Annotated in this window: 26 protein-coding genes, 2 tRNA genes and 1 other annotated feature; of the genes, 26 read left to right on the top strand and 2 right to left on the bottom strand. The window is 47.0% G+C overall.

Annotated elements, in window-relative coordinates:
- Positions 1–104 precede the first annotated feature (104 nt).
- Entirely contained in the window at positions 105–1334 is a 1230-nt protein-coding gene (locus VP472_RS13245) for an aspartate kinase (RefSeq protein WP_146277277.1), read from the top strand.
- Between the two features lie 46 nt (positions 1335–1380).
- Here VP472_RS13245 and VP472_RS13240 read toward each other — a convergent pair whose 3' ends face one another.
- The gene (locus VP472_RS13240) at positions 1381–1827 is read right to left on the bottom strand and encodes a YslB family protein (RefSeq protein ID WP_146277275.1); all 447 of its coding nucleotides are present in this window, start codon (positions 1825–1827) and stop codon (positions 1381–1383) included.
- A gap of 296 nt (positions 1828–2123) precedes the next feature.
- Between VP472_RS13240 and sdhC the strand changes: the two genes are divergently transcribed.
- The 14 genes from sdhC to VP472_RS13170 all read left to right on the top strand — a co-directional run bounded on the left by sdhC (position 2124) and on the right by VP472_RS13170 (position 11575).
- A complete protein-coding gene (gene sdhC, locus VP472_RS13235; RefSeq protein ID WP_003152571.1) occupies positions 2124–2732 on the top strand; it encodes a succinate dehydrogenase cytochrome B558 in 609 nt (202 codons plus the stop codon).
- 33 nt (positions 2733–2765) lie between these two features.
- Positions 2766–4526, top strand: a complete 1761-nt coding sequence (gene sdhA / locus VP472_RS13230; protein WP_003152573.1) for a succinate dehydrogenase flavoprotein subunit — start codon at positions 2766–2768, stop codon at positions 4524–4526.
- A gap of 2 nt (positions 4527–4528) precedes the next feature.
- The gene (sdhB, locus tag VP472_RS13225; protein ID WP_003152575.1) at positions 4529–5287 is read left to right on the top strand and encodes a succinate dehydrogenase iron-sulfur subunit; all 759 of its coding nucleotides are present in this window, start codon (positions 4529–4531) and stop codon (positions 5285–5287) included.
- A 59-nt stretch (positions 5288–5346) separates the two neighbouring features.
- Positions 5347–5784 (top strand): acyl-CoA thioesterase, encoded by a 438-nt coding sequence (locus VP472_RS13220; RefSeq protein ID WP_003152577.1) that lies wholly within the window; start codon positions 5347–5349, stop codon positions 5782–5784.
- Positions 5785–5904: 120 nt separating this feature from the next.
- On the top strand, positions 5905–6129 hold the full coding sequence (gene gerE / locus VP472_RS13215) for a spore germination transcription factor GerE (RefSeq protein WP_003152579.1): 225 nt from the start codon (positions 5905–5907) through the stop codon (positions 6127–6129).
- A gap of 186 nt (positions 6130–6315) precedes the next feature.
- The gene (locus VP472_RS13210) at positions 6316–6756 is read left to right on the top strand and encodes a MarR family winged helix-turn-helix transcriptional regulator (protein WP_003152580.1); all 441 of its coding nucleotides are present in this window, start codon (positions 6316–6318) and stop codon (positions 6754–6756) included.
- A gap of 7 nt (positions 6757–6763) precedes the next feature.
- On the top strand, positions 6764–7582 hold the full coding sequence (gene racE, locus VP472_RS13205) for a glutamate racemase (RefSeq protein ID WP_146277273.1): 819 nt from the start codon (positions 6764–6766) through the stop codon (positions 7580–7582).
- Between the two features lie 107 nt (positions 7583–7689).
- Positions 7690–8775, top strand: coding sequence for a GerMN domain-containing protein (locus VP472_RS13200; protein ID WP_003152582.1), 1086 nt, complete (start codon positions 7690–7692; stop codon positions 8773–8775).
- Between the two features lie 109 nt (positions 8776–8884).
- The gene (gene rph / locus VP472_RS13195) at positions 8885–9622 is read left to right on the top strand and encodes a ribonuclease PH (RefSeq protein ID WP_003152583.1); all 738 of its coding nucleotides are present in this window, start codon (positions 8885–8887) and stop codon (positions 9620–9622) included.
- 11 nt (positions 9623–9633) lie between these two features.
- A complete protein-coding gene (locus VP472_RS13190) occupies positions 9634–10230 on the top strand; it encodes an XTP/dITP diphosphatase (RefSeq protein WP_087920775.1) in 597 nt (198 codons plus the stop codon).
- 15 nt (positions 10231–10245) lie between these two features.
- Positions 10246–10755: a YfcE family phosphodiesterase gene (locus VP472_RS13185; protein WP_146277271.1), complete on the top strand. Its 510-nt coding sequence runs from the start codon at positions 10246–10248 to the stop codon at positions 10753–10755.
- A 113-nt stretch (positions 10756–10868) separates the two neighbouring features.
- A tRNA-Arg gene (locus VP472_RS13180) sits at positions 10869–10942 on the top strand.
- 122 nt (positions 10943–11064) lie between these two features.
- Positions 11065–11138 (top strand) — tRNA-Arg (locus VP472_RS13175).
- 251 nt (positions 11139–11389) lie between these two features.
- Positions 11390–11575, top strand: coding sequence for a hypothetical protein (locus tag VP472_RS13170; protein WP_007408136.1), 186 nt, complete (start codon positions 11390–11392; stop codon positions 11573–11575).
- A 39-nt stretch (positions 11576–11614) separates the two neighbouring features.
- On the opposite strand, the gene VP472_RS13165 is transcribed toward VP472_RS13170, so the two are convergent.
- Complete coding sequence (locus VP472_RS13165) at positions 11615–11965, bottom strand: hypothetical protein (protein ID WP_014305527.1); 351 nt, start codon at positions 11963–11965, stop codon at positions 11615–11617.
- Between the two features lie 422 nt (positions 11966–12387).
- Positions 12388–12639: a binding site (T-box leader), on the top strand.
- 119 nt (positions 12640–12758) lie between these two features.
- Here VP472_RS13165 and ilvB point away from each other — a divergent pair.
- The 11 genes from ilvB (at position 12759) to lonB (ending at position 26748) form a co-directional block, all read left to right on the top strand.
- The gene (ilvB, locus tag VP472_RS13160) at positions 12759–14483 is read left to right on the top strand and encodes an acetolactate synthase large subunit (protein ID WP_146277269.1); all 1725 of its coding nucleotides are present in this window, start codon (positions 12759–12761) and stop codon (positions 14481–14483) included.
- On the top strand, positions 14480–14998 hold the full coding sequence (gene ilvN / locus VP472_RS13155; protein ID WP_003152598.1) for an acetolactate synthase small subunit: 519 nt from the start codon (positions 14480–14482) through the stop codon (positions 14996–14998). Before ilvB ends, ilvN begins: the two co-directional genes overlap by 4 nt.
- A 22-nt stretch (positions 14999–15020) precedes the next feature.
- Positions 15021–16049, top strand: a complete 1029-nt coding sequence (gene ilvC, locus VP472_RS13150; protein WP_007408142.1) for a ketol-acid reductoisomerase — start codon at positions 15021–15023, stop codon at positions 16047–16049.
- Entirely contained in the window at positions 16036–17592 is a 1557-nt protein-coding gene (locus tag VP472_RS13145; RefSeq protein ID WP_070082175.1) for a 2-isopropylmalate synthase, read from the top strand. Before ilvC ends, VP472_RS13145 begins: the two co-directional genes overlap by 14 nt.
- A 20-nt stretch (positions 17593–17612) precedes the next feature.
- The gene (leuB, locus tag VP472_RS13140) at positions 17613–18710 is read left to right on the top strand and encodes a 3-isopropylmalate dehydrogenase (RefSeq protein WP_146277267.1); all 1098 of its coding nucleotides are present in this window, start codon (positions 17613–17615) and stop codon (positions 18708–18710) included.
- 49 nt (positions 18711–18759) lie between these two features.
- On the top strand, positions 18760–20178 hold the full coding sequence (leuC, locus tag VP472_RS13135; protein ID WP_007408145.1) for a 3-isopropylmalate dehydratase large subunit: 1419 nt from the start codon (positions 18760–18762) through the stop codon (positions 20176–20178).
- Positions 20179–20193: 15 nt separating this feature from the next.
- Entirely contained in the window at positions 20194–20793 is a 600-nt protein-coding gene (gene leuD / locus VP472_RS13130) for a 3-isopropylmalate dehydratase small subunit (protein ID WP_007408146.1), read from the top strand.
- 117 nt (positions 20794–20910) lie between these two features.
- Positions 20911–21915, top strand: coding sequence for a DNA damage checkpoint antagonist DdcA (gene ddcA / locus VP472_RS13125; RefSeq protein ID WP_070082174.1), 1005 nt, complete (start codon positions 20911–20913; stop codon positions 21913–21915).
- A gap of 216 nt (positions 21916–22131) precedes the next feature.
- Positions 22132–23406 (top strand): trigger factor, encoded by a 1275-nt coding sequence (tig, locus tag VP472_RS13120; RefSeq protein ID WP_003152618.1) that lies wholly within the window; start codon positions 22132–22134, stop codon positions 23404–23406.
- 271 nt (positions 23407–23677) lie between these two features.
- Complete coding sequence (gene clpX, locus VP472_RS13115; protein ID WP_003152620.1) at positions 23678–24940, top strand: ATP-dependent protease ATP-binding subunit ClpX; 1263 nt, start codon at positions 23678–23680, stop codon at positions 24938–24940.
- A 149-nt stretch (positions 24941–25089) separates the two neighbouring features.
- Positions 25090–26748 (top strand): ATP-dependent protease LonB, encoded by a 1659-nt coding sequence (lonB, locus tag VP472_RS13110; RefSeq protein ID WP_003152622.1) that lies wholly within the window; start codon positions 25090–25092, stop codon positions 26746–26748.
- Positions 26749–26891 lie beyond the last annotated feature (143 nt).

The raw sequence follows: 26891 nt of genomic DNA, 5'->3' as shown, positions 1-26891 counted from the left end.
ATGAAAAAGCAATGAGAGCTATTCCTCTCATTGCTTTTTTTATTGTGGACAAAACGCTCTTTTCTCCTCACCCGCACGAACCAAAATGTAAAGGGTGGTCTAGTATGGGTCTTATCGTACAAAAATTCGGAGGCACTTCCGTCGGCTCTGCCGAAAAAATTCAAAATGCCGCAAATCGCGCCATTGCTGAAAAGCAAAAAGGCCATGATGTCGTAGTCGTCGTTTCGGCAATGGGAAAATCAACCGACGCGCTCGTTAACCTCGCGGCTGAAATCACATCTGAACCAAGCAGACGCGAGATGGATATGCTTTTGTCTACGGGGGAGCAGGTCACGATTTCGCTTTTGGCCATGGCGCTTCAGGAAAAAGGATATGACGCCGTCTCTTATACGGGCTGGCAGGCGGGTGTCCGCACGGAAGCCGTTCACGGCAATGCGAGAATTACGGATATTGATATCACGGCGATTCGTTCGCAGCTTGCAGAAGGTAAAATTACAGTCGTTGCCGGTTTTCAGGGCGTAACGGAAGACGGCGGCATCACGACACTCGGACGGGGCGGTTCCGATACGACGGCGGTCGCTCTTGCAGCAGCGCTGGAAGCGGATAAATGCGACATTTATACAGATGTTCCGGGCGTATTTACGACAGATCCGCGGTATGTCCGGTCAGCGAGAAAACTGGCGGGGATTTCTTATGATGAAATGCTGGAACTTGCAAATCTCGGAGCGGGTGTTCTTCACCCGCGGGCGGTTGAGTTCGCGAAAAACTACCAAGTGCCTTTAGAAGTGCGGTCAAGCACGGAGCATGAAGCCGGAACATTAATTGAGGAGGAATCATCAATGGAGCAGAATTTAATCGTCAGAGGAATTGCATTTGAAGACCAGATCACAAGGGTGTCCGTTACGGGCCTTGCAAGCGGACTGACAACACTTTCAACAATCTTCACCGCGCTGGCAAAACGAAACATCAACGTTGACATTATTATTCAGACACAGTCGGACGATGGGGAAGCGGATATTTCTTTCTCAGTGAAAACGGAAGATGCCGCGCAAACGGTCGCCGTGCTTGAAGAATATAAAAACGCGCTTGACTATGAAAAAATTGAAACCGAAAGAAAACTGGCGAAAGTCTCCATTGTCGGGTCGGGCATGGTTTCAAATCCCGGCGTCGCCGCGGACATGTTTGCCGTACTGGCGGAAAAAAATGTACAAGTCAAAATGGTAAGCACATCCGAAATAAAAGTATCAGCGGTTGTCAACGAAAATGATATGGTGAAAGCGGTCGAAGCGCTTCATGACGCGTTTGAGCTTTCTAAACAGCCGTCTGCCGTATAAACGGGCAGGCAAAAAGGCGGGACTTGGAGTCACCGCCTTTTTTCAATTATACAGGGTCCTTCATATCCCATTTTACGGTCAGGACGACTTTATCCGCTCTCTTTTTTACCTGTTCATAAGATTCTGCAATCTGATCGTTCATCAATTGAATCTGTTCGGCTATAAAACCGGCTTCAAGCTGGAAACAAGGCTCTTTCTGATGTTTGAGCCTGTTGGACACGAGCGGTCCTTCCAGTTCAAATTCCAATTCTTGTTTTTTTGATCCTGCGTTTGTCAAAGTTCCCCAGCCGGCTTTTTCAAAAAAGGCGGGGATTTCTTCCCACGATTGAAGAGGAAATTTGCGGGCGAGGCGTTTTCCCGCCCAATACATCATCGATGAATGCTCCGGGCCGAGGATATCCGGAAGCACGATTTCCCGGATTAATTCGTAGCCGTATGCGCTGACGTCGAGTTCAGTTAAAGGTTCTAAAGCTGCTTCATAATTATTCTTCATATTATGTATTCCCCTCTCTCCTTCGTTTATTATAGCTTAAACAGGGGGGAGGATTACAGGATGATCCTATAAAACACGCGAAAAAATGTGAGAAAGATATCGCAGGAAAATAAAATTTTCCCTCCAGATAATCAATTCCGAAAATTATAATTTATGTACACGTTTTCTTGACGCCCTTTTGAGGGAGGAGTAAAATGAAATTGTCAATAAATTTTAATAAAGTGCTTACAATTGAAACGAAGTGGGGGCAGAGATTTTAGTACATTTCGCACTTAAATCAAACAGGGGGTAAAGTAATGTCTGGGAACAGAGAGTTTTATTTTCGAAGATTGCATTCCTTGCTCGGTGTTATTCCGGTCGGCATCTTTTTGATCCAGCATTTAGTCGTCAACCAATTTGCCGCAAGGGGAGCGGATGCGTTTAACAAGGCGGCCGGCTTTATGGACAGTCTGCCGTTCAGGTATGCGTTAGAAATTTTTATTATTTTCTTACCTTTAATTTATCATGCGGTTTACGGTGTGTACATAGCATTTACTGCGAAAAACAACGCTGGCCACTACAGTTATTTCAGAAACTGGATGTTTGTGCTTCAGCGTGTCACTGGTATTCTCACCCTTATTTTCGTCAGCTGGCATGTGTGGCAGACGCGGATTGCCGCGCAGATGGGCGCTGAAGTCAACTTCGATATGATGGCGAATATTCTGAGCTCGCCGTTTATGCTCGGTTTTTACATTGTAGGCGTTTTATCGGTCATTTTCCACTTTTCAAACGGCTTATGGTCTTTTGCGGTCACATGGGGGATCACGGTTACGCCGCGTTCTCAAAGAATTTCGACTTACGTGACGCTGATTATATTTTTAGCGCTTTCATACGTAGGTTTAAAAGCGATTTTTGCGTTTGTGTAAGAGAACTAGATTACTAGAGGGAGAGGGGCTATCATGAGTCAATCAAGCATTATCGTAGTCGGCGGGGGTCTAGCCGGCCTCATGGCGACAATTAAAGCAGCGGAATCAGGCACGGCCGTTAAATTGTTTTCCATCGTTCCGGTCAAACGCTCTCACTCGGTCTGCGCGCAGGGCGGGATAAACGGAGCTGTCAACACAAAAGGGGAAGGAGACTCTCCGTTTGAGCATTTTGATGACACGGTATACGGAGGCGACTTTTTGGCAAACCAGCCTCCTGTAAAAGCGATGTGTGAAGCGGCGCCGTCCATTATCCACTTATTGGACCGCATGGGGGTTATGTTTAACAGAACGCCGGAAGGGCTCTTGGACTTCCGCCGTTTCGGGGGTACACAGCATCACAGAACCGCTTACGCGGGAGCGACGACGGGTCAGCAGCTTCTTTACGCACTGGACGAGCAGGTGCGCAGATATGAAGTGGCGGGTCTCGTCACAAAATACGAAGGCTGGGAATTCCTCGGCGCCGTTCTTGACGATGAGCGCACGTGCCGCGGTATCGTAGCCCAAAATCTGACCAATATGCAAATCGAGTCATTCCGTTCTGACGCCGTTATTATGGCGACGGGAGGACCCGGAATCGTATTCGGAAAATCAACAAACAGCATGATCAATACGGGATCTGCCGCATCAATCGTCTATCAGCAGGGCGCTTATTATGCAAACGGCGAATTTATCCAAATTCACCCGACAGCAATCCCGGGGGACGATAAACTGCGTCTGATGAGTGAATCGGCGCGCGGCGAGGGCGGTAGAGTCTGGACGTACAAAGACGGAAAACCTTGGTACTTCCTCGAGGAAAAATATCCGGCTTACGGAAACCTCGTGCCGCGGGATATTGCGACACGTGAAATCTTTGACGTGTGCGTGAATCAGAAACTCGGCATCAACGGAGAAAACATGGTGTATCTCGATCTGTCGCACAAAGATCCGAAAGAGCTTGACGTTAAGCTTGGCGGCATTATCGAAATCTATGAAAAATTCATGGGCGATGACCCGCGCAAGCTTCCGATGAAAATTTTCCCTGCCGTTCACTATTCGATGGGCGGACTGTGGGTTGATTATGATCAGATGACAAGCATCCGCGGACTGTTCGCAGCGGGTGAATGTGACTATTCAATGCACGGAGGAAACCGTTTAGGGGCGAACTCTCTGCTTTCCGCCATCTACGGAGGAATGGTGGCCGGACCGAATGCGGTGAAATATGTTTCCGGACTTGAAACATCAGCGGAAGACCTGTCTTCTTCATTATTTGATTCCTATGTGAAAAAAGAAGAAGAAAAATGGGCCGATATCATGAAGATGGACGGCGACGAAAATGCCTACGTGCTTCACCGTGAGCTCGGAGAATGGATGACGGCCAACGTCACGGTGGTCCGCCACAACGACAAGCTTTTGAAAACGGATGACAAAATCCAAGAGCTGATGGAACGCTTTAAGAAAATCAATATCAACGATACGACAAAATGGAGCAACCAAGGGGCGATGTTTACCCGCCAGTTCTCCAATATGCTTCAGCTTGCCAGAGTCATCACGCTCGGCGCATATAACCGAAATGAAAGCCGGGGAGCGCACTATAAACCGGATTTCCCTGAAAGAAATGACGATGAGTGGCTCAAAACGACGATGGCTAAACATGCCGGTCCGTTTGAAGCTCCAGAATTTGAATATCAGGATGTCGATGTATCACTGATTGCGCCCCGTAAACGCGACTACTCGAAGAAGAAGGTGGCGAAATAATCATGAGTGAGAAAAAGATACGGTTTATCATTACACGCCAGGATACGCCCGAAAGCGCGCCATACGATGAAGAATTCGAAATCAATTACCGCCCGAATCTGAACGTGATTTCCGCCCTGATGGAAATCCGCAGAAATCCCGTGAATGCAAAAGGAGAGAAAACCACTCCGGTCGCATGGGACATGAACTGTCTTGAAGAAGTATGCGGCGCCTGCTCCATGGTCATCAACGGAAGACCGCGCCAGTCATGTACGGCGCTGATTGATAAGCTGGAACAGCCGATCCGTCTGAAGCCGATGAAAACATTCCCGGTTGTCCGTGACCTTCAGGTTGACCGCAGCAGAATGTTTGATTCACTGAAAAAAGTGAAAGCATGGGTGCCGATTGACGGAACTTACGATTTGGGGCCGGGGCCGAGAATGCCGGAAAAACGCCGCCAGTGGGCATATGAATTGTCTAAATGCATGACATGCGGCGTCTGCCTCGAAGCCTGCCCGAACGTCAACAGCAAGTCGAAATTCATGGGGCCTGCCCCGATGTCGCAAGTGCGTCTGTTTAACGCCCACCCGACGGGCGCAATGAACAAAGCAGAACGTTTAGAAGCTTTAATGACAGACGGCGGTCTCGGAGATTGCGGGAATTCACAAAACTGTGTTCAATCCTGCCCGAAAGGCATTCCGCTTACGACTTCAATCGCTGCTTTGAACAGAGATACCAATTTACAAGCATTCCGTAATTTCTTCGGAAGCGACAGAGTATAAGAAAGAGAAAAAGAGCCTCTTCCGCACGGGAGAGGTTTTTTTATAAGGAGCTGAAGGTGATGAAACAACCGCAATATATTGATATCCCGTTTGAAGAATGGAGACAGTCGTTTTCTTTCTTTACTGAAGTATCGGTTCGTTTTTCAGAAACGGATATGTTCGGCCATATGAATAATGTAACCCCTTTCATCTATTTTGAAGAAGCACGGATCGCTTATTTTAAACAGCGGGGCATGACGGCGCAAAACTCGGAAACGATGACGGTCGTCGCAAGCCAGCAGTGCGACTATATGCGTCAGGTGATGCCGTATGAAAATCTGCGGATTTATGTGAAAGCAAGCGCTGCCGGAAATGCGTCCGTCACCCTTCATTACCTTGGAGAAAATGAGTCGGGCCTGCCGTGCTTTACAGGTTCCGTCGTTATGGTTCAAGTGTCGAAAAAAAGCGGCAAAGCGGTCAGCTGGACGGAGCGGGAGAAAGGCATTCTGCTCGCCTGAACGGATAACTATTTCTCTAAGAGACGTCACCTCCGAAGCGCCCTTTACATATGATATCTTGACTATATAAACCCATTCGTTTCAGATTCGCTCTCACCTTAGCAAGGAGGGTTACAATACTTGAAGGAGAAAGATTTTCAATCAAAGCCGCTGCTGACCAAAAGAGAAAGAGAAGTATTCGAATTGCTCGTTCAAGACAAGACAACAAAGGAAATTGCAAGCGAGCTATTTATCAGTGAAAAAACTGTACGGAATCACATTTCAAATGCCATGCAGAAGTTAGGTGTGAAAGGGCGTTCGCAAGCTGTTGTCGAGCTTCTTAGAATGGGTGAGCTAGAGCTCTGATTCTTGCCGGTTTTCCTTCTTTACGAGAAGGAGCCGGTTATTTGCGTTGGCGCCCGGGCTGATGGGCATGCGGTGAAAATTCCGGTTTTTCCTTTTTCTCCGTCAGTCTTGCATTTTCTTAAAAAAAGAAGGAAAATAGACACGGAGCGCATAGCCCAGAAAGATCCTTGAGTGAGGGATGGACAAATGACATCAAAATCTGTAGAGCATGTTGCGGATATCGAAAAATCACTCCGCCATATCGCTGCGATCATTAAACAAAAAGGAAGAGAAATCCTTAACCAATATGCAATTACACCGCCGCAATTCGTGGGGCTTCAATGGCTTTATGAATTGGGGGATATGACAATAGGCGAATTATCAGGCAAAATGTATTTGGCTTGCAGCACGACGACGGATCTGATAGACCGCATGGAAAAAAATAAGCTTGTCGAGCGGGTCAAAGACCCGGCTGACAGACGGGTCGTCAGAATTCATCTTCTCGCTGAAGGAGAGCGCATTATCCAAGAAGTGATTTTGAAAAGACAGGCTTATTTGCGGGATATGTTTGCGACATTTTCCGAAGAAGAAACAGCCGCTTTCGAAAAATCATTATTGAAACTGCAGCATGAAATGAAAAGAAAATGAGGCGATTTTGTTGGAACAGCCGATAGGAGTCATTGATTCCGGGGTTGGCGGGTTAACCGTTGCTAAGGAAATCATGAGACAGCTACCGAAGGAAAATATCATCTATGTGGGAGATACAAAACGCTGCCCGTACGGCCCGCGTCCTGAAGAAGAAGTTCTTCAATACACGTGGGAAATGACCGATTACCTGCTGGAAAACCACCATATCAAAATGCTCGTGATCGCCTGTAATACGGCCACGGCCATTGCCTTGGAGGATCTTCAGCGCAAAACGGATATTCCGGTTGTCGGCGTCATTCAGCCGGGTGCGAGAACGGCGATAAAGGTCACGAAAAACCAGCATATCGGCGTCATCGGCACGGTCAATACCATTAAAAGCAGAGCGTATGAGCAGGCGCTGCTCGGGTTAAACGCAGAACTTCAAGTTGAGAACACGGCTTGTCCGCTGCTCGTGCCGTTTGTGGAAAGCGGACGGTTTCTTCAGGAATCAGCGGAGGAAGCGGTTGAAGCATCGCTTGAACCTTTAAAAGGTACATCAATTGACACCTTGATTTTAGGATGTACGCATTATCCGATTTTAAAAGACCCGATTCAGAATTATATGGGAGAGCATGTGAAAATCATTTCCTCCGGAGACGAGACGGCGAGAGAAGTGAGCACCATCTTGTCTTATAAAGGTTTGTTAAACCAATCGAAACATGCACCGGAGCATCAATTTCTTACAACGGGAGAGCGGAACGGCTTCGCAAAAATTGCCGAAGACTGGTTCGGTCACGAAATCGGCCATGTCGAGTGCATCTCCCTTCAAGAGCCGGTCAGAAAATAAATCAAAAAAACCCCGCTGTTTACAGCGGGTTTTTTTGCGCTTCCCGGTCTATTTCCCGGACAGGGCTCGTATACATCATAGTACAAACAGCCTTAGGAGGGAAAAGTATGCTGAAAAAAGGACCTGCAGTCATTGCTGCAACATGTCTTACTTCGGCTTTTGTGTTATCTGGATGCGGTTTGTTTCAATCCGATAAAACAGCCGGGGAAATTGACCCGCCTCAAGACATTTCATATGTAAAGGATGAAGCGGGAATTCAGGCAAAACCAAAGCAGTCAGAGAAAAACGGCACTTCTAAAGCCGACCAGCCGGCCAATACAGTCATGCGAGAACTGTATCTGATTGATAAAAACGGCTATGTCGCAGCACAAACACTGCCTCTTCCGAACAGTGAGGGAACCGCAAAGCAGGCCCTTGAGTACTTGGTTCAGGGAGGGCCTGTATCAGAAATCCTGCCGAACGGCTTCAGAGCGGTGCTCCCTGCGGATACGACGGTAAATGTCGATATTAAAAAAGACGGCACTGCCGTCGCTGATTTTTCGAAGGAATTTAAAAACTATAAAAAAGAAGACGAACAAAAAATCCTGCAATCGATTACATGGACGCTTACCCAATTCAGCTCAATAGATAAAGTCAAAATCAGAATCAACGGGCACGAACTGAAAGAAATGCCTGTGGGCGGCACGCCGATTACGGGCGACTTAAGCAGAAAAGACGGGATTAATATTGAAACGGCCGGAGTGAATGATCTGACAGACACCCATCCGCTGACTGTATATTATCTGGCGGAAACAGAGACAAGCGAATACTACGTGCCTGTTACAAAGCGGATTGACAATTCGGAAACAAATGACATCACCGCTGCCGTTGAACAGCTCACCGACGGACCGGGCAAAGCAAGCGGGCTTTTGACGGACTTTAATAACGATGTTAAGCTTCTCAGCAAGCCGAAAGTGAAAGACGGCCAGGTTACACTGGACTTTAACAGCTCTATTTACGGAAGCGCCGACGAAAAAACAAAAATGGTGTCATCGGGCGTACTGGACAGCATCGTTCTCACGTTAACCGAACAGCCGTCGATTAAAAGTGTTTCTATAAAAGTAAACGGAAAATCAGAACTGGTGAATGAAAAAGGAGAATCCCTTTCAAAACCTGTTTCGAGGCCGGCCCAAGTGAATACGGGTAGTTTTTAATTTGCGATTTTTGATATACTAGTAAAAAAGAGGTTAGCGTTCCGGCTGCCTCTTTCTTTATTCGCAATCCGGAACAAAAGGTTTATGTACATATAATCGGAGGTAAAATATGAGACACGACGGAAGACAGCACGATGAGCTGCGCCCTATCACATTTGATTTGGATTTTATCACTCACCCGGAAGGCTCTGTTTTAATTACAGCGGGAAATACAAAGGTCATCTGTAATGCATCTGTGGAAGACCGGGTGCCGCCATTTTTACGCGGCGGAGGAAAAGGCTGGATCACAGCGGAATACAGCATGCTTCCCCGCGCGACGAATCAAAGAACGATAAGAGAATCTTCAAAAGGAAAGGTCTCCGGCAGAACGATGGAAATTCAGCGGCTGATCGGGCGCGCGCTCCGGGCTGTCGTTGATTTGGAGAAGCTCGGCGAACGGACGATTTGGATCGACTGTGACGTCATTCAAGCTGACGGCGGAACAAGAACGGCTTCCATTACCGGCGCATTCTTGGCAATGGCCATTGCGACCGGCAAACTCGTAAAAAGCGGCGTTATCAAAACCTCTCCCGTGACAGATTATCTCGCGGCCATTTCTGTCGGGATGGATAAAGAAGAAGGCCTTCTTTTAGATCTGAATTATGAAGAGGATTCGGCGGCTGAAGTCGACATGAATATCATCATGACGGGAAGCGGACGTTTTGTAGAGCTTCAAGGGACGGGCGAAGAAGCCACATTCTCCCGTGAAGATTTAAACGGACTGTTAAGCCTTGCCGAAAAAGGAATCCAGACGCTTATTCAAAAGCAAAAAGAAGTGCTCGGAGAAACATTGCCTGAACTGAAATAAGAAAGAGAGGCCTGATCACCGTGAAAGAAGCTATTATTGCGACACACAATCAGGGAAAAGTGAAAGAATTCAAGGAAATACTCGAACCGAAAGGCTACAGCGTCTCTTCTTTGGCGGAAATCGGATTTACGGAAGAAATTGAGGAAACCGGACATACCTTTGAAGAAAACGCCATCTTAAAAGCAGAAGCCGTGGCAAAAGCCGTCAACAAAATGGTCATTGCAGACGACTCCGGTTTATCAGTGGACAACCTTGGAGGCAGACCGGGCGTTTATTCAGCCCGTTATGCCGGAGAAGCAAAAGATGATAAGGCGAATATGGACAAGGTGCTGTCAGAATTAAAAGGCATCGAAAAAGAGCAGCGCACGGCCCGTTTCCGCTGCGCCCTTGCCGTCAGCATGCCGGGGCAGGAAACAAAAACGGTCGAAGGTCATGTTGAAGGGTATATTGCAGAAGGACCCGAGGGAGATAACGGGTTCGGCTATGATCCCATTTTTATTGTAAAAGATAAAGATAAAACCATGGCCCAGCTGACAAGCGCTGAGAAAAACAAAATCAGCCACAGGGCTGAGGCGCTCAAGAAACTGTCAAAGCTGCTTGATTCATAAGGGGGAGCGTATGCAATGAAAGTGCTGATAATAAGTGACAGTCACGGCCTTGAAAACGAGCTGGAGACGATTGCAAAGCGGCACGAAGACGAAGCGGATCTGATGATTCATTGCGGTGATTCAGAGCTTGACGCCGCACATCCGGCACTCACGCCGTATCACACGGTAAAAGGCAATTGCGACTTTGGCGGCGGGTTTCAGGATGAACTCCTTCTGGACGCCGGTTCAAAGAAAATTCTGGCTGTTCACGGGCATCTTCACGGCATTAAACAGTCACTTTTAACTGTTTTTTACCGGGCGGAAGAGCTTGGGGCGGATATCGTCTGCTTCGGCCATTCACATATTGCCGGGAGTGAAGTGCTTCGGGGCAAGCTTTTAATTAATCCGGGCAGCATCCGTCTTCCGAGAGTCCGCAATGTGAAAAGCTATGCCATTCTTACTCTTACAGAAAGAGAAGGCGCCGTGACATTTTACGATGAAACGGGTCGGGAATTGAAGGACTTGGGGAATACAATCAGTTTTTAACAAGTGATGGGGGAGATTTCATTCTTCCCCATCAAAAGTTTTTAAAAAAATATTGACTTATGATTTGAACCTGTATATAATAAATCTTGTCGCTGATACATAAAGCAAAAGCTGTCCCAGTAGCTCAGCTGGATAGAGCAACGGCCTTCTAAGCCGTCGGTCGGGAGTTCGAATCTCTCCTGGGACGTACAAAAAAAGAGCTGGTGACATCAGATTGAAAACTGATGCCGCTGGCCTTTTTTATCGGATGACTATATTGTCAATTCGCTGATATCATGGTAAAATGATCAGCAGATATTTGTTTTTCATGTCCCAGTAGCTCAGCCGGATAGAGCAACGGCCTTCTAAGCCGTCGGTCGGGAGTTCGAATCTCTCCTGGGACGTATAAAAAACCTCAAGCCCTGACAATGGGTTTGAGGTTTTTTTTTGTATTTTATTTTTATTTTACCAAACAAAAGTTCCGTATTTGATGAAAATTGTAAAGTAATTTTAATATAAATGAAACTTAATGTAATATTTACCGTAATAAATATATGTATAAATATACTTAAGGCGCCCTTGAGTGATAAATTATCTGATTTCTATCATATGTTTTGTCGATGATTGATAGAAAGACAGCAGGAGGAATTAGCTTTTGAAGTACGCATTTGCATATAAAAATCACAATATAGAAACGATCTTTTGCGGAAAAGACGAGCTGTTTGAGGAACTGAAACAATTTTTAATCACTCAATGCGGTTTAATCATTGTTGAGGTTTCAAGGGCTGATTACTATACGGAGCAGGAAATGAATCAGTGGAATGACCGTTATACTCTGTGAATAAGAAAAGAAACCGGCCGTGTGAGACCGGTTTTTGTATCATCTGAATCCGCTCGGAGCGCTGAAGCCCCCGGCATGGCCGCTGAAACCGCCTCCGAGCGCGCCGGGATGTGCCCCGGCGCCGAGGCTTCCGCCGACGTCACTGAAGGTTTGGCCGTAGTACCCGGATGTATAAGGGTACGGAACGAATTGCTGTCCGGCGAATGACAGTGTGCTTTGCGGGGTCTGCTGTCCGTATCCGGATGGCGGAAATCCCTGCTGAAAAGAAGGGCCGCCTTGATATGGTGCTGTATGCATCGGGGCCGGAGGATAGTAAGACTGCGGCGGTAAGACCGGTAAAGGCGGAAATCCAGGAGGCAGGCCCTGCATGCCTGATAACATCTTATTCATGACATCACTCATTTCTTACGAGATAAGAACAGTGTATGCGTATGTCTGTATAAAGAGCCTGTTCAATCGAACGGAATATCTGACAAGCATGCCGGAAGGACAGAGAAAAATCGCGTAATAAAATGTGACATATTCGTATATGAACGGAAAAATTTCATGTAATCTTGAGAGATTAATAAAAAAATGATAAAAACTTTTAATATTTACAGATCCCTTTGTACCAGTAATGAAAGCGTATACAAAGTAGATTGATTAATCTAAATTGTCTAATAATTATAAAAATGCTGTTGACACTGTCTGCAAACGGGCGTAATATGAGTTCAAACAAAAATAAATAAATGATTCACGCTAAAAAGAAAAATCATAAAACACTGAAAAAACAAACAAATGAAGGTTCTTTTTTAATAAAAGAGCTGCCATAATAAAAAGCGCAGAAGAGGATAAGTAGCTTTGCTGAAGTTTTTCACAGAGAGCCGGTAACGCTGAGAGCCGGTAAAACAAATCAAAGTGAACTCCCCTCAGAGTGCCGGTCTGAAATGTAAAGAGTAGGACTCGGCCGAGTGAACGCAATGTTTACTCGTTATCAAAACGGATAATCATTATCCATGAGACGGTCTGCATATGACCGTAAACAAGGGTGGTACCGCGGAGAGCAAAGCCTTTTCGCCCCTTTTGGCTATCGCATGAAATGCTTGGCTGAATGTGGGTGGGAAGGCTTTTTTATTTGCGTCAGCCGGCGCTGCGTTTTATGAATTGGATTTTAGAAGGGAACATTGAAAAGGAGGAACTGAAAATGGGCACAAATGTACAGGCGGATTCTTTGTCTGCCGATTGTACAAAAACAATGAACGGGGCTCTGATGCTGATTGAATCATTAAAGAAAGAAAATGTCGAGATGATCTTCGGCTATCCGGGGGGAGCCGTCCTTCCGATTTACGATAAACTGTATCAATCAGGATTGGTTCACATCCTGCCCCGCCACGAGCAAGGCGCGATCCATGCGGCAGAAGGGTATGCGAGAGTCTCCGGAAAGCCGGGGGTTGTGATTGCTACCTCCGGACCCGGAGCGACAAATTTAGTTACCGGTCTTGCGGATGCGATGATTGATTCACTGCCGCTCGTAGTGTTTACCGGTCAGGTGGCCACTTCGGTCATCGGCAGCGACGCTTTCCAGGAAGCCGACATTTTAGGAATTACGATGCCGATTACGAAACACAGCTACCAAGTCCGCCGTCCGGAAGATCTCCCTCGTGTGATTAAAGAGGCGTTCCATATTGCCACGACGGGAAGACCGGGCCCGGTATTAATTGATATACCGAAGGATGTCGCAGCATTTGAAGGAGAATTCAGATATGATCACGAGATCAATCTTCCGGGTTATCAGCCGGTAAAAGAGCCTAACTATCTGCAGATCCGAAAGCTCGTGGAAGCTGTCAGCAGTGCGAAAAAGCCGGTTATTTTAGCCGGAGCGGGTGTTTTGCACGGTAAAGCTTCAGAAGATTTAAAAAATTATGCCGAACAGCAGCAAATTCCGGTAGCGCACACGCTTCTCGGTCTGGGCGGTTTCCCGGCAGACCATCCTCTTTTTCTGGGAATGGCGGGGATGCACGGCACATACACAGCGAATATGGCGCTTTATCACTGTGACTTGCTGATCAGCGTCGGGGCGCGGTTCGATGACCGCGTGACCGGAAATCTGAAGCATTTTGCAAAATCGGCCAAAGTAGCGCATATCGATATTGATCCTGCTGAAATCGGAAAAATTATTGAAACGCAGATTCCGGTGGTCGGCGACAGTAAAATCGTCCTTCAGGAATTATTGAAGCAAAACGGAAAACAGGGACAGACAGAGGAATGGAAACAGCAGCTTTCAGAATGGAAAGAAGAATATCCCCTTTGGTATACAGACGACAGAGAAGAGGGCTTGAAACCCCAAAAGCTGATTGAGTATATTCACCAATTCACAAACGGTGAGGCGATTGTGGCGACGGATGTCGGCCAGCACCAGATGTGGGCGGCTCAGTTTTATCCTTTCCGAAAGGCTGATAAGTGGGTGACCTCGGGGGGGCTCGGCACAATGGGCTTCGGCCTTCCGGCGGCTATCGGTGCGCAGCTGGCCGATCGTAACGCCACGGTCGTTGCCATCCTCGGAGACGGCGGTTTTCAGATGACCCTTCAGGAATTAGATGTCATCCGGCAGCTGAATCTTCCTGTCAAAGTGGTTATCTTGAACAACGAATGTCTGGGCATGGTCAGACAGTGGCAGGAAATCTTCTATGAAGAACGCTATTCTGAATCCAAATTCTCGGCGCAGCCTGACTTTGTCAAATTGTCAGAAGCCTACGGCATTAAAGGCGTCCGGATTTCATCGGAAGAAGAGGCGGAAGAAGAGCTTAAAAAGGCGCTTTCATCAAAAGAACCGGCCGTTATTGACGTCCGGGTCGCTAAAAGCGAGAAAGTATTCCCGATGATCGCGCCGGGTAAAGGACTTCATGAAATGGTGGGGGTGAAACCTTGAAACGCATTATCACATTAACGGTGGTCAACCGCTCGGGGGTATTAAACCGGATCACCGGCCTGTTTACAAAAAGACACTATAATATCGAAAGCATCACTGTAGGCCACACGGAAACAAGCGGTGTTTCAAGGATTACATTTGTCGTCCATGTGGAAGGCGAAAATGACGTAGAGCAGCTGACAAAGCAGCTTAACAAACAAATTGACGTCCTGAAAGTGACGGATATTACAAACCAATCGATTGTACAGCGTGAGCTGGCATTAATCAAAGTTGTTTCCGCACCGTCGGCCAGAACGGAAATCAATGGAATCATTGAGCCGTTCAGAGCTTCCGTCGTTGATGTCTCAAGAGACAGCATCGTCGTTCAGGTTACCGGCGAATCTAATAAAATCGAAGCGCTCATAGAGCTTCTCAAACCTTACGGAATTAAAGAAATCGCGAGAACGGGCACAACGGCTTTTGCGAGGGGAACCCAGCAGAAGGCGTCATCCAATAAAACAATTTCAATTGTATAACACAAAAAAGGGAGAGATTAAAATGGTAAAAGTATATTATAACGGTGATATCAAAGAGAACGTATTGGCAGGTAAAAAAGTAGCGATTATCGGTTACGGTTCACAAGGTCATGCACACGCGCTGAACTTAAAAGAAAGCGGAATTGATGTCATTGTCGGCGTCAGACAAGGCAAATCATTTACACAGGCCCAAGAAGACGGTCATCAAGTCTTTTCGGTAAGAGAAGCGGCTGCGCAGGCTGATATCATTATGGTTCTTCTTCCGGATGAACAGCAGCAAAAAGTATATGAAGCTGAAATCAAAGATGAATTGACGGCGGGCAAGTCATTGGTATTCGCACACGGATTTAACGTCCATTTCCATCAGATCGTGCCTCCTGCTGATGTGGATGTATTCCTTGTCGCCCCTAAAGGACCGGGACACCTTGTCAGAAGAACATATGAACAAGGCGCGGGCGTACCGGCATTGTTTGCCATCTACCAGGATGTATCAGGCGAAGCGAAAGATACGGCTCTTGCTTATGCAAAAGGAATCGGCGGAGCGCGTGCGGGGGTTCTTGAAACAACATTTAAAGAAGAAACGGAAACGGATTTGTTCGGTGAGCAGGCTGTTCTGTGCGGAGGTTTAACGGCGCTTGTCAAAGCGGGTTTTGAAACGCTGACAGAAGCCGGCTACCAGCCTGAACTCGCATACTTCGAGTGTCTGCACGAACTGAAGCTGATCGTAGACTTGATGTATGAAGAAGGATTGGCGGGCATGAGATACTCTATCTCCGATACGGCTCAATGGGGAGACTTTGTATCAGGACCGCGCGTAGTCGATGCGAAGGTAAAAGAATCGATGAAACAAGTATTAACGGATATTCAAAACGGTACATTCGCAAAAGAATGGATCGTGGAAAACCAAGTGAACCGTCCTCGTTTCAATGCGATCAATGCAAGCGAAAACGAGCATCAGATTGAAAAGGTCGGCAGACAGCTTCGTGAAATGATGCCGTTTGTCAAACAAGGCAAGAAGAAGGAAGCGGTGGTCTCCGTTGCGCAAAATTAATGTTTTCGACACGACCCTTCGTGACGGTGAACAATCTCCCGGGGTCAACCTCAATTCCCGGGAGAAACTGGCGATAGCCAAGCAGCTTGAAAGACTCGGGGTGGACATTATTGAAGCGGGATTTCCCGCTTCATCCCGAGGTGATTTTTTAGCCGTGCAGGAAATCGCAAGAACGATTAAAAATTGTTCGGTAACAGGGCTTGCCCGATCTGTTAAAGGTGATATCGACGCAGCCTGGGAAGCGCTGAAAGACGGGGCCAGCCCGCGCATTCACATCTTTATCGCCACCTCTGACATTCATCTGAAGCATAAGCTGAAAATGACGCGGGAAGAGGTTAAGAAAAAAGCGGTTGAAATGGTGAAGTATGCAAAAGAACGCTTTCCGATCGTTCAATGGTCGGCAGAAGACGCATGCCGCACCGAACTTCCGTTTCTGGCTGAAATCGTAGAAGAAGTGATTGATGCCGGCGCGAGCGTCATCAACCTGCCGGACACTGTAGGTTACCTGACGCCGGCTGAATACGGAAACATCTTTAAATATATGAAGGAACACGTTCCGAATATCAGCCGGGTAAAGCTCTCAGCCCATTGCCACGATGATCTCGGAATGGCGGTTGCCAACTCACTTTCGGCAATTGAGAACGGCGCTGATCAAATTGAATGCGCCATTAACGGCATAGGAGAAAGAGCCGGGAACGCCGCGCTAGAGGAAATCGCCGTTGCGCTTCATGTCAGAAATGACGCGCATCAAGCCGATTCATCTCTCAATCTTCATGAATTGAAGCGGACGAGTGATCTTGTCAGCAAACTGACGGGCATGGCCGTTCCCCGCAATAAAGCAATCGTCGGAGATAACGCTTTCGCACATGAATCCGGCATTCACCAAGACGGTTTCCTGAAAGAAAAATCAACATATGAAATCATTTCACCGGAACTTGTCGGCGTGACTGCTGATGCGCTCGTACTCGGAAAGCATTCCGGACGCCATGCGTTCAAAGACCGCCTGAATGCGCTTGGATTCCAGTTTGATAGTGAGGAAATCAATAAATTTTTTACGATGTTTAAAGAACTGACCGAAAAGAAAAAAGAAATCACCGATGATGACTTGATTTCTCTTATTTTAGAAGAAAAAGTGACGGACAAAAAAATCGGCTATGAATTTCTTTCTCTGCAAGTGCATTACGGGACGTCTCAGGTGCCGACTGCAACAGTCTCTTTGAAAAATCAGGAAAACGAACAGCTGATGCAAGAGGCGGCAACGGGGGCGGGCAGCGTAGAAGCCGTTTATAATACGCTCGGGCGCTGCATCGATAAAAATATTGAACTGACAGACTACCGCATCCAATCCAACCGGAAAGGCGAAGACGCGCTGGCTCAAGTTTATGTCAGAGTGACCGTGAACGGAAAAGAAACATCAGGGCGGGGAATCGCGCAGGATGTTCTGGAAGCTTCTGCTAAAGCTTATCTGAACGCCGTGAACCGGCAGTTGGTGCTGGATTGCAATTTAGACGGATTAAAGAGACAGACTGCGGTCGGCTCGTAATAGAAAGGAGAACGTTTGATTTGAAAAAACGCATTGCTTTGCTTCCCGGTGACGGAATCGGACCGGAAGTGGCGGAATCAGCGGCAGATGTATTGAAAAGCGTTGCCGAACAATTCGGACATGAATTTGAATTTGAAAACGGACTGATCGGGGGAGCGGCCATTGACGCCCATCAAAACCCCCTTCCTGAGGAGACGGTGGCTCTTTGTGAAATATCCGACGCCATCCTGCTCGGGGCAGTCGGCGGACCGAAATGGGACCAAAATCCTCCGGAGCTCAGACCGGAAAAAGGCCTGCTCGGCATCAGAAAAAAACTCGGCCTGTTTGCGAATCTGCGTCCCGTGACCGTATTTGAAAGCTTGTCTGAGGCGTCTCCGCTGAAAAAAGAATATATCAGCGGCGTCGACTTTGTAATCGTCAGGGAACTGACGGGCGGCCTCTACTTCGGAGAACCGAGCAGACAGTATGTCAATGAAGCGGGAGAAAAGGAAGCGGTCGATACCCTTTTTTATAAGAAAGAAGAAATCGCACGCGTTGTCAGAGAAGCCTTTAAGATGGCTGCCGGCAGAAAAGGAAAAGTGACGTCCGTTGATAAGGCGAATGTGCTTTCTTCAAGCAGACTGTGGCGTGAAACGGCAGATGAAATCGCAAAAGAATTTCCTGATGTGACGCTTGAACATATGCTTGTCGATAATGCCGCGATGCAGCTCATCTACGCTCCGAGCCAGTTTGACGTCATCGTAACTGAGAATATGTTCGGCGATATTTTAAGCGATGAAGCCTCCATGCTGACAGGCTCGCTCGGCATGCTGCCGTCAGCCAGTTTATCAAGTTCAGGTCTTCACTTGTTTGAACCCGTGCATGGATCTGCGCCTGACATCGCCGGTAAAGGGATGGCCAATCCGTTTGCGGCGATTTTATCAGCGGCGATGCTTTTGAGAACATCTTTCGGACTTGAAAACGAAGCGCAGGCGGTGGAAAAAGCGGTCGCAAAGGTGCTTGCAGACGGCAGCCGTACACGTGATATCGCCCGGGACGGCCAATATGCCGGAACGCATGACATTACTGAAAAAGTAAAAGCCGCATTAGCCGGCTCGAATACAAAATCTATAGTATGACGCTTTAAAGAAAGCGGTCTTAGTTCATAGGTAGAGGGAGGAAACAAAGATGATGCCTCGAACAATCATCGAAAAGATTTGGGATCGGCATGTTGTAAAAAGCGGTGAAGGAAAACCCGACCTTCTCTATATTGATCTGCACCTCATTCATGAGGTGACGTCTCCTCAGGCGTTTGAAGGGTTAAGGCAGAAGGGAAGAAAGGTCAGACGGCCGCAGAACACATTCGCGACGATGGACCACAATATTCCGACCGTCAACCGTTTTGACATTAAAGATGAAGTCGCAAAGCGCCAAGTAACCGCGCTTGAACGGAATTGCGAGGAGTTCGGCGTCCGTCTTGCGGATCTTCACAGCGCAGACCAGGGGATCGTTCACGTGGTCGGGCCTGAGCTTGGTCTGACACTTCCGGGAAAAACGATCGTTTGCGGAGACAGCCATACATCGACTCACGGCGCGTTCGGAGCGCTTGCCTTCGGTATCGGCACAAGTGAGGTGGAACATGTTCTTTCCACACAGACATTATGGCAGCAACGGCCGAAAACGCTTGAAATCCGCGTTGACGGAACGCTCCAAAAAGGAGTGACAGCGAAGGATGTCATCTTGTCGGTCATCGGAAAATACGGGGTGAAATTCGGTACCGGATATGTCATTGAATACACCGGGGAAGTATTCAGAAACATGTCTATGGACGAACGCATGACCGTCTGCAATATGTCAATAGAAGCGGGAGCACGGGCGGGACTGATCGCTCCAGATGACACGACGATTGAATACTGTAAAAACCGTAAATACGCGCCAAAAGGCGAGGAATTTGAAAAAGCCGCCGCAGAATGGAAAGCGTTAAAAACCGATCCGGGCGCCGTATACGATCATTCCATCGTGTTAGACGGCAGCGAGATTTCTCCAATGGTAACATGGGGCGTCAATCCCGGCATGGTTCTTCCGGTCGATGCCCAAATACCGGCGCCGGAAACGATTGATTCTGAAGACGGTAAAAAAGAAGCCATCCGCGCGTACGAATACATGGGAATCTCACCGAATCAAAAAATTGAAGATATTAAAGTCGAGCATGTGTTTATCGGCTCCTGTACAAATTCGCGGATGACCGATCTTCGCCAGGCTGCGGATATGATCAAAGGCCGAAAAGTCGCCGACAGCGTCAGAGCCATTGTGGTGCCGGGTTCTCAAAGCGTGAAACAGCAGGCCGAGGAAGAAGGGCTGCACCGCGTGTTTCTCGAGGCCGGCTTTGAATGGAGAGAATCAGGCTGCAGCATGTGCCTCAGTATGAATAATGATGTCGTGCCTGAAGGGGAACGATGCGCTTCCACTTCCAACCGCAACTTCGAAGGCAGACAGGGAAAAGGCGCGAGAACACACCTTGTCAGCCCGGCGATGGCGGCAATGGCGGCCATTCACGGGCATTTCGTCGATGTAAGAAAGTTTTATCAAGAAAAAACAGTTGTGTAAGGAGTGCGCGAAAAGATGGAACCTTTAAAAACGCATACGGGAAAAGCGGCCGTCTTAAACCGGATCAACGTCGATACGGACCAGATTATTCCGAAACAGTTTTTGAAAAGAATTGAAAGAACCGGATACGGCAGATTCGCGTTTTTTGATTGGAGATACCTTGAGAACGGTGAGCCTGACCCTGAATTTGAATTAAACCGTAAAGTCTATGAAGGCGCGTCCATATTAATTGCCGGAGAGAATTTCGGCTGCGGATCATCCCGTGAACACGCTCCTTGGGCGCTGGATGATTACGGCTTCAAAATCATCATTGCTCCGTCATTTGCCGATATTTTTCATCAAAACTGTTTTAAAAACGGTATGCTTCCCATCCGTATGCCGTATGATCAGTGGAAAAAACTCGCCGGCCAATATGAAAATCAGTCTCTTAACATGACGGTTGATTTGGAAAACCAGCTCATTCATGACAGTGAAGGAAAAGAGATTTCATTTGAAGTCGATCCTCACTGGAAGGAAATGCTGATTAACGGTTATGATGAAATTTCATTAACACTTCTGCTGGAGGACGACATTCAGCAGTTTGAATCGAAAAGGAGTTCATGGCTTCAAGCCTGAAAAAAGCTGTCCGGCATCTGTCCGGCGGCTTTTTTTACCGTGTGCATCATCCTTTCTTGTGTTTCATGACGCGTGTTGATACACTTGAACAAAATAGCGCCTGAAAGGAAATAAAGTATGACGCATGACAAGAAAAAAGCTGATATCATTCCTTTCCCCCGTCTGAAAGAACGCTTGGTTGATAAAGGGATGGCCGCCATGAAGGATAAACAGTATGAGGAGGCCCTCGAACTGTTTTCAGAGGCGGTAAGCCACGGCGATACCGAGTCCGACGTACATTTAGGCATGGCGATTTGTTTTCTGGAACTCGGGGAATTGGAAGAAGCAAAACAAGTTTGCGAGAAAATGCTGAATGAAGGGTACGGCCATTATTTCACCGTGCTGCAGGTGTACATGACCATTTTAATTCAGCTGAAACAATATGAAGAAGTCAAAAGCACAATTGAAGCTGTGCTGGAAGAAAACCAGCTGCCCGCAGAAAGTGCGGAGCAATTCTACCGGCTGCTCGAATTCAGCCGCAAAATGACCGATCCCGATCAGCAGGATGAGGCGTGGGAGGAGGAATACGAGGACATTCTTGATGCGGAAAAAGTGCTGAACAGCCCGGCTGAACAAATGAATCTGATTCATTCTCTTAAAGACCGCAATATTGCAAAATACACGGGTCTCTTAAAAACAATTCTTCAAGATCCGGGCGCGCATCCGCTTATCAAGACGATGATTTTGACGCTGATGGCGGAGCATGACTACAGCAAGCCGGTCCATATTACAAAATTCGGCGATTCAATGACCGCGGTTCCGAGTGAAACGGTTCAGCCTGATGCAGCTCCGATTTTGCATCGCGTTCTTCGGGTGCTTGATGAAACGCTCGGCAATGAAAACCCTACATTATACGCTGCCGTCGAGGAGCTGTGGAGAAGGCATCTGTACGTCCTGCACCCTTTTATGCCGAAGTTTTTGAACGCGGATTTATGGGCGGCTGCGCTTCATAAGGTCGGTTACGAGATGCACGGCATTGACATTGAGCCGGAGGAACTTCATATGATGTACGAGTTTGACAGCCGCGAACTCGAAGAAGCCTGCACGATGATTAAGGATATTGAAGAAATTTCTTATTTGTAAATCACACCATATAGTTGAAAGCGGTAGGCGTTATGTTATAATATAGTGGTTGTATTTATGTATAGCGGTTTAACTGAAATGAGAATTACGGTTGGACAGGCTGCCAGTTCATTACATAATGATTCTGATTCAAAGCGGTTTTTTCTTTGACAAAGCCGCGGATTGCTTTAGAATGGAAGACCGACACAACCTGAATAGATTTTTGGAGGGAAACACATGTCTGTAAAATGGGAAAAACAAGAAGGCAACGAAGGCGTATTAACGGTTGAAGTTGATGCGGATACGTTCAAAACAGCTCTTGATGATGCATTTAAAAAAGTAGTAAAACAGGTTTCTATTCCTGGATTCCGCAAAGGGAAAGTTCCCCGCGGTTTATTCGAACAGCGTTTCGGCGTTGAAGCTCTTTACCAGGATGCTTTAGATATTTTACTTCCTGTAGAATACCCTAAAGCGGTTGAAGAAGCCGGCATTGAGCCTGTAGACCGCCCTGAAATCGATGTTGAAAAAATCGAAAAAGGCGAAAGCTTAATTTTCACTGCAAAAGTGACTGTAAAACCGGAAGTGAAACTTGGCGATTACAAAGGCTTAGGAATCGAAAAAGATGACACTGCCGTTACTGACGAAGATGTACAAAACGAACTTAAAGCGCTTCAAGAGCGTCAGGCTGAGCTTGTCGTGAAAGAAGAAGGCGCTGTTGAAAACGGCGATACAGTCGTTCTTGACTTCGAAGGTTTCGTTGACGGCGAAGCGTTTGAAGGCGGAAAAGCTGAGAACTACTCACTTGAAGTAGGATCAGGTTCATTCATCCCGGGCTTCGAAGAGCAGTTAACAGGCCTTGAAGCAGGCGCTGAAAAGGATGTTGAAGTAACATTCCCTGAAGAGTATCACGCTGAAGAGCTTGCCGGAAAACCAGCTGTTTTCAAAGTGAAAATTCATGAAATCAAAGCGAAAGAGCTTCCTGAGCTTAATGACGAATTCGCAAAAGACATTGACGAAGAAGTTGAAACGCTTGCTGAATTAACTGAGAAAACAAAAAAACGCCTTGAAGAAGCAAAAGAAAACGAAGCTGACGCTAAATTGCGTGAAGAGCTTGTTCTGAAAGCATCTGAAAACGCTGAAGCTGATGTTCCTCAAGCGATGATCGACACTGAGCTTGACCGCATGCTGAAAGAATTCGAACAGCGTCTGCAAATGCAAGGCATGAACCTTGAGCTTTACACTCAATTCTCAGGCCAAGACGAAAACGCGTTAAAAGAGCAAATGAAAGAAGATGCCGCAAAACGCGTAAAATCAAACCTGACTCTTGAAGCGATCGCTCAAGCAGAAAACCTTGAAGTAACGGACGAAGAAGTTGAAGCTGAGCTGACTAAAATGGCTGAAGCTTACAACATGCCGGTTGAAAACATCAAGCAGGCAATCGGTTCAACTGACGCGATGAAAGAAGATTTAAAAGTTCGAAAAGCAATTGATTTTCTTGTAGAAAACCGTTAATATGGTTCATAATAATAGACATAATAAAACAGGGCGCGATTAATTCGTGCCTTGTTTTGTACAATTATGATATAACTCTTTTTCTTGGGGCAAGATAGTCATTGCCGGGCTGTTTTTCGTCATACATATAGAATGTGCAAGTGCGAAACACATTGTTACCGTCTTACTGGAAAGTATGGTAAAATGCAATACATACTCGATCGTAGCAAGAACCGTTTTCTTTTGCCCTTCAGGTAAAAGAAAAAGTGAGACAAGATTAAGGGGTGAAAGAATGTTTAAATTCAACGAGGAAAAAGGACAATTGAAATGCTCGTTCTGCGGAAAAACGCAAGATCAGGTTCGTAAGCTGGTTGCAGGACCGGGTGTATATATATGCGACGAATGTATTGAGCTCTGTACAGAAATCGTAGAGGAAGAGCTTGGTACAGAAGAAGAAGTCGAATTTAAAGACGTTCCGAAGCCGCAGGAAATCCGTGAGATTCTGAATGAATATGTCATCGGACAGGATCAGGCGAAGAAATCACTTGCGGTTGCGGTATACAACCATTACAAACGCATCAATTCCAACAGTAAAGTGGATGATGTCGAGCTTTCTAAAAGTAATATTTCTTTAATCGGACCGACTGGAAGCGGGAAAACACTTCTTGCCCAGACGCTTGCGCGTATTCTGAACGTTCCGTTTGCGATCGCGGACGCTACATCTCTGACTGAAGCCGGATATGTCGGTGAGGACGTAGAAAACATCCTCCTCAAGCTGATTCAGGCAGCAGACTATGATGTGGAAAAAGCAGAAAAAGGCATTATTTATATCGATGAAATCGATAAAGTAGCGCGGAAATCTGAAAACCCGTCCATTACACGCGACGTATCAGGCGAAGGCGTTCAGCAGGCGCTGCTGAAAATTCTTGAAGGAACGGTTGCAAGCGTGCCGCCTCAAGGAGGACGTAAACATCCTCATCAGGAATTCATCCAGATCGATACGACGAACATTCTGTTCATTTGCGGCGGTGCATTTGACGGCATTGAACAAATCATCAAACGCCGTCTCGGACAAAAAGTCATCGGCTTCGGCTCAGATAATAAAGCGGCAGACCTGGAAAAAGAAGAACTGCTTTCTAAAGTTCTCCCGGAAGACTTGCTCCGTTTCGGTCTGATTCCTGAATTCATCGGCCGTCTTCCTGTCATTGCAAGCCTTGAGCAGCTTGACGAAACGGCACTGGTTGAAATTCTGACTAAACCGAAAAACGCACTCGTCAAACAATACAAGAAAATGTTAGAACTTGATGATGTCGAGCTTGAATTTGAAGGCGAGGCATTATCTGAAATTGCGAAAAAAGCGATCGAGCGTAAAACAGGCGCACGCGGCCTGCGTTCTATCATTGAAGGCATCATGCTTGACGTCATGTTTGATCTGCCGTCCCGTGATGATATTGAAAAATGTGTCATTACCGGAGCGACAGTCGCAGACGGTGAAGCGCCGCGTCTTGTATTAAAAGACGGCACTGTTGTTGGCCAAGATAAAACATCAGCATAACACGACAAAACCTCCTGACCCGATTTGATCAGGAGGTTTTTTTCTTGTCTTGACCCTTCTGAAAATGTTTATTCCGGGCTTTGCTGGGAGATACTAGCGGACAGAGGAATGAATTGGATACATAAATCGTTTTTTCAGGAGGGACCAGCATGAGTTGGACAGGGATCGCATTATTTGTACAGCTGTTTTTCGGGATAGTCATCGGACTATATTTTTGGAATCTGCTCAAAAACCAGCGAACACAAAAAGTGACGATAGATAAAGAATCAAAAAAGGAAATGGAACAGCTGCGCAAAATGCGCGCCATCAGTTTATCAGAACCTTTATCAGAAAAGGTGCGGCCGAAAAGCTTTCAGGACATTGTCGGCCAGGAAGACGGAATTAAAGCGTTAAAAGCAGCGCTTTGCGGACCGAACCCGCAGCACGTCATTATTTACGGTCCTCCGGGAGTCGGTAAAACGGCTGCGGCGCGGTTGGTATTGGAAGAAGCGAAAAAGCATAAACAGTCACCGTTTCAAAAGCAGGCTGTTTTTGTTGAACTTGATGCGACGACCGCGCGATTTGATGAACGGGGGATTGCCGATCCGCTTATCGGTTCAGTGCATGATCCGATTTATCAGGGAGCGGGTGCGATGGGCCAAGCAGGCATTCCGCAGCCGAAACAGGGGGCTGTGACCCATGCTCACGGCGGGGTATTGTTTATTGATGAAATCGGCGAGCTTCACCCGATTCAGATGAATAAAATGCTGAAGGTGCTTGAAGACCGAAAAGTATTTTTAGACAGTGCGTATTACAGTGAAGAAAATACGCAAATACCGAATCATATCCATGATATTTTTCAAAATGGGCTTCCGGCGGATTTCCGTTTGATCGGTGCGACAACGAGAATGCCGACTGAAATTCCTCCGGCCATCCGTTCGCGCTGTCTTGAAGTATTTTTCCGCGAGCTGGAAAAGGATGAACTTAAAATCGTTGCGAAAAAAGCAGCCGACAAAATTCAGAAAGAGATTTCTGACGAAGCTCTCAGCGTGCTGACCGCATATACGAGAAACGGACGTGAAGCCGTCAATATGATCCAGATCGCTGCCGGCATGGCGGTGACTGAGGACAGAAAAGAAATCACGACAGAAGATATAGAATGGGTTGTTCATTCCAGTCAGCTTACACCTAAAAATGAGCAGAAAATCGCCGATGAACCGCAAGTCGGCATCGTGAACGGACTTGCCGTCTACGGGCCGAACAGCGGCGCATTGCTGGAAATCGAAGTGAATGTCACACCTGCGCAGGACAAAGGAAGCCTGAATATCACGGGAATTGCAGAGGAAGAAAGCATCGGCAGCCAATCGAAGTCGATCCGCCGCAAAAGCATGGCGAAGGGATCTGTGGAAAATGTGCTGACGGTTCTCCGCACAATGGGCATCAAACCTTCAGACTATGATATTCACGTCAATTTTCCGGGCGGAGGCCCGATTGACGGACCTTCAGCAGGTATCGCGATGGCCGCGGGGATTTTTTCCGCGATTCACCGCATCCCGATCGACCATACGGTGGCGATGACGGGAGAAATCAGCCTGACGGGGCTTGTCAAACCGATCGGCGGCGTCATTCCGAAAATTAAAGCCGCAAAACAGGCCGGAGCAAAAACGGTCATTATCCCATATGAAAATCAGCAGTCCATTCTGAAACGAATAGACGGAATCACCATTAAAGCGGTAAAAACGTTCCAGGAAGTGCTTGACGTCATATTGGTTGACCCTCCTTCAGAACAAAAACCGTTTGATATTCAAATGAATAAAGAATCCGTATAAACCCCATTTTTATAATGGGGTTTTTTTTATGGAGGACATCTTTTCCTTTTTCAGAACAGAAAGAAAGGGTATACTACGAAGAGACTGTTTTATATACAGGGCAGGCGGATAAGCCGATTAAAGCCCGATCCCGGAATTGTACA

The sequence above is a fragment of the Bacillus sp. MT(2024) genome, from assembly GCF_036362845.1.
Taxonomy (GTDB): domain Bacteria; phylum Bacillota; class Bacilli; order Bacillales; family Bacillaceae; genus Bacillus; species Bacillus velezensis.
Note: the sequence above shows the minus strand (reverse complement) of the source record. Positions and strands in the feature narration are given on the sequence as shown.

Bases quoted from the DNA above. Each gene is read 5' to 3' on its own strand.
- VP472_RS13245 (WP_146277277.1), top strand. From the start codon at position 105: ATGGGTCTTATCGTACAAAAATTCGGAGGCACTTCCGTCGGCTCTGCC.
- VP472_RS13240 (WP_146277275.1), bottom strand. From the start codon at position 1,827: ATGAAGAATAATTATGAAGCAGCTTTAGAACCTTTAACTGAACTCGAC.
- sdhC (WP_003152571.1), top strand. From the start codon at position 2,124: ATGTCTGGGAACAGAGAGTTTTATTTTCGAAGATTGCATTCCTTGCTC.
- sdhA (WP_003152573.1), top strand. From the start codon at position 2,766: ATGAGTCAATCAAGCATTATCGTAGTCGGCGGGGGTCTAGCCGGCCTC.
- sdhB (WP_003152575.1), top strand. From the start codon at position 4,529: ATGAGTGAGAAAAAGATACGGTTTATCATTACACGCCAGGATACGCCC.
- VP472_RS13220 (WP_003152577.1), top strand. From the start codon at position 5,347: ATGAAACAACCGCAATATATTGATATCCCGTTTGAAGAATGGAGACAG.
- VP472_RS13210 (WP_003152580.1), top strand. From the start codon at position 6,316: ATGACATCAAAATCTGTAGAGCATGTTGCGGATATCGAAAAATCACTC.
- VP472_RS13200 (WP_003152582.1), top strand. From the start codon at position 7,690: ATGCTGAAAAAAGGACCTGCAGTCATTGCTGCAACATGTCTTACTTCG.
- rph (WP_003152583.1), top strand. From the start codon at position 8,885: ATGAGACACGACGGAAGACAGCACGATGAGCTGCGCCCTATCACATTT.
- VP472_RS13185 (WP_146277271.1), top strand. From the start codon at position 10,246: ATGAAAGTGCTGATAATAAGTGACAGTCACGGCCTTGAAAACGAGCTG.
- VP472_RS13165 (WP_014305527.1), bottom strand. From the start codon at position 11,965: ATGAATAAGATGTTATCAGGCATGCAGGGCCTGCCTCCTGGATTTCCG.
- ilvB (WP_146277269.1), top strand. From the start codon at position 12,759: ATGGGCACAAATGTACAGGCGGATTCTTTGTCTGCCGATTGTACAAAA.
- ilvC (WP_007408142.1), top strand. From the start codon at position 15,021: ATGGTAAAAGTATATTATAACGGTGATATCAAAGAGAACGTATTGGCA.
- leuC (WP_007408145.1), top strand. From the start codon at position 18,760: ATGATGCCTCGAACAATCATCGAAAAGATTTGGGATCGGCATGTTGTA.
- leuD (WP_007408146.1), top strand. From the start codon at position 20,194: ATGGAACCTTTAAAAACGCATACGGGAAAAGCGGCCGTCTTAAACCGG.
- ddcA (WP_070082174.1), top strand. From the start codon at position 20,911: ATGACGCATGACAAGAAAAAAGCTGATATCATTCCTTTCCCCCGTCTG.
- tig (WP_003152618.1), top strand. From the start codon at position 22,132: ATGTCTGTAAAATGGGAAAAACAAGAAGGCAACGAAGGCGTATTAACG.
- clpX (WP_003152620.1), top strand. From the start codon at position 23,678: ATGTTTAAATTCAACGAGGAAAAAGGACAATTGAAATGCTCGTTCTGC.
- lonB (WP_003152622.1), top strand. From the start codon at position 25,090: ATGAGTTGGACAGGGATCGCATTATTTGTACAGCTGTTTTTCGGGATA.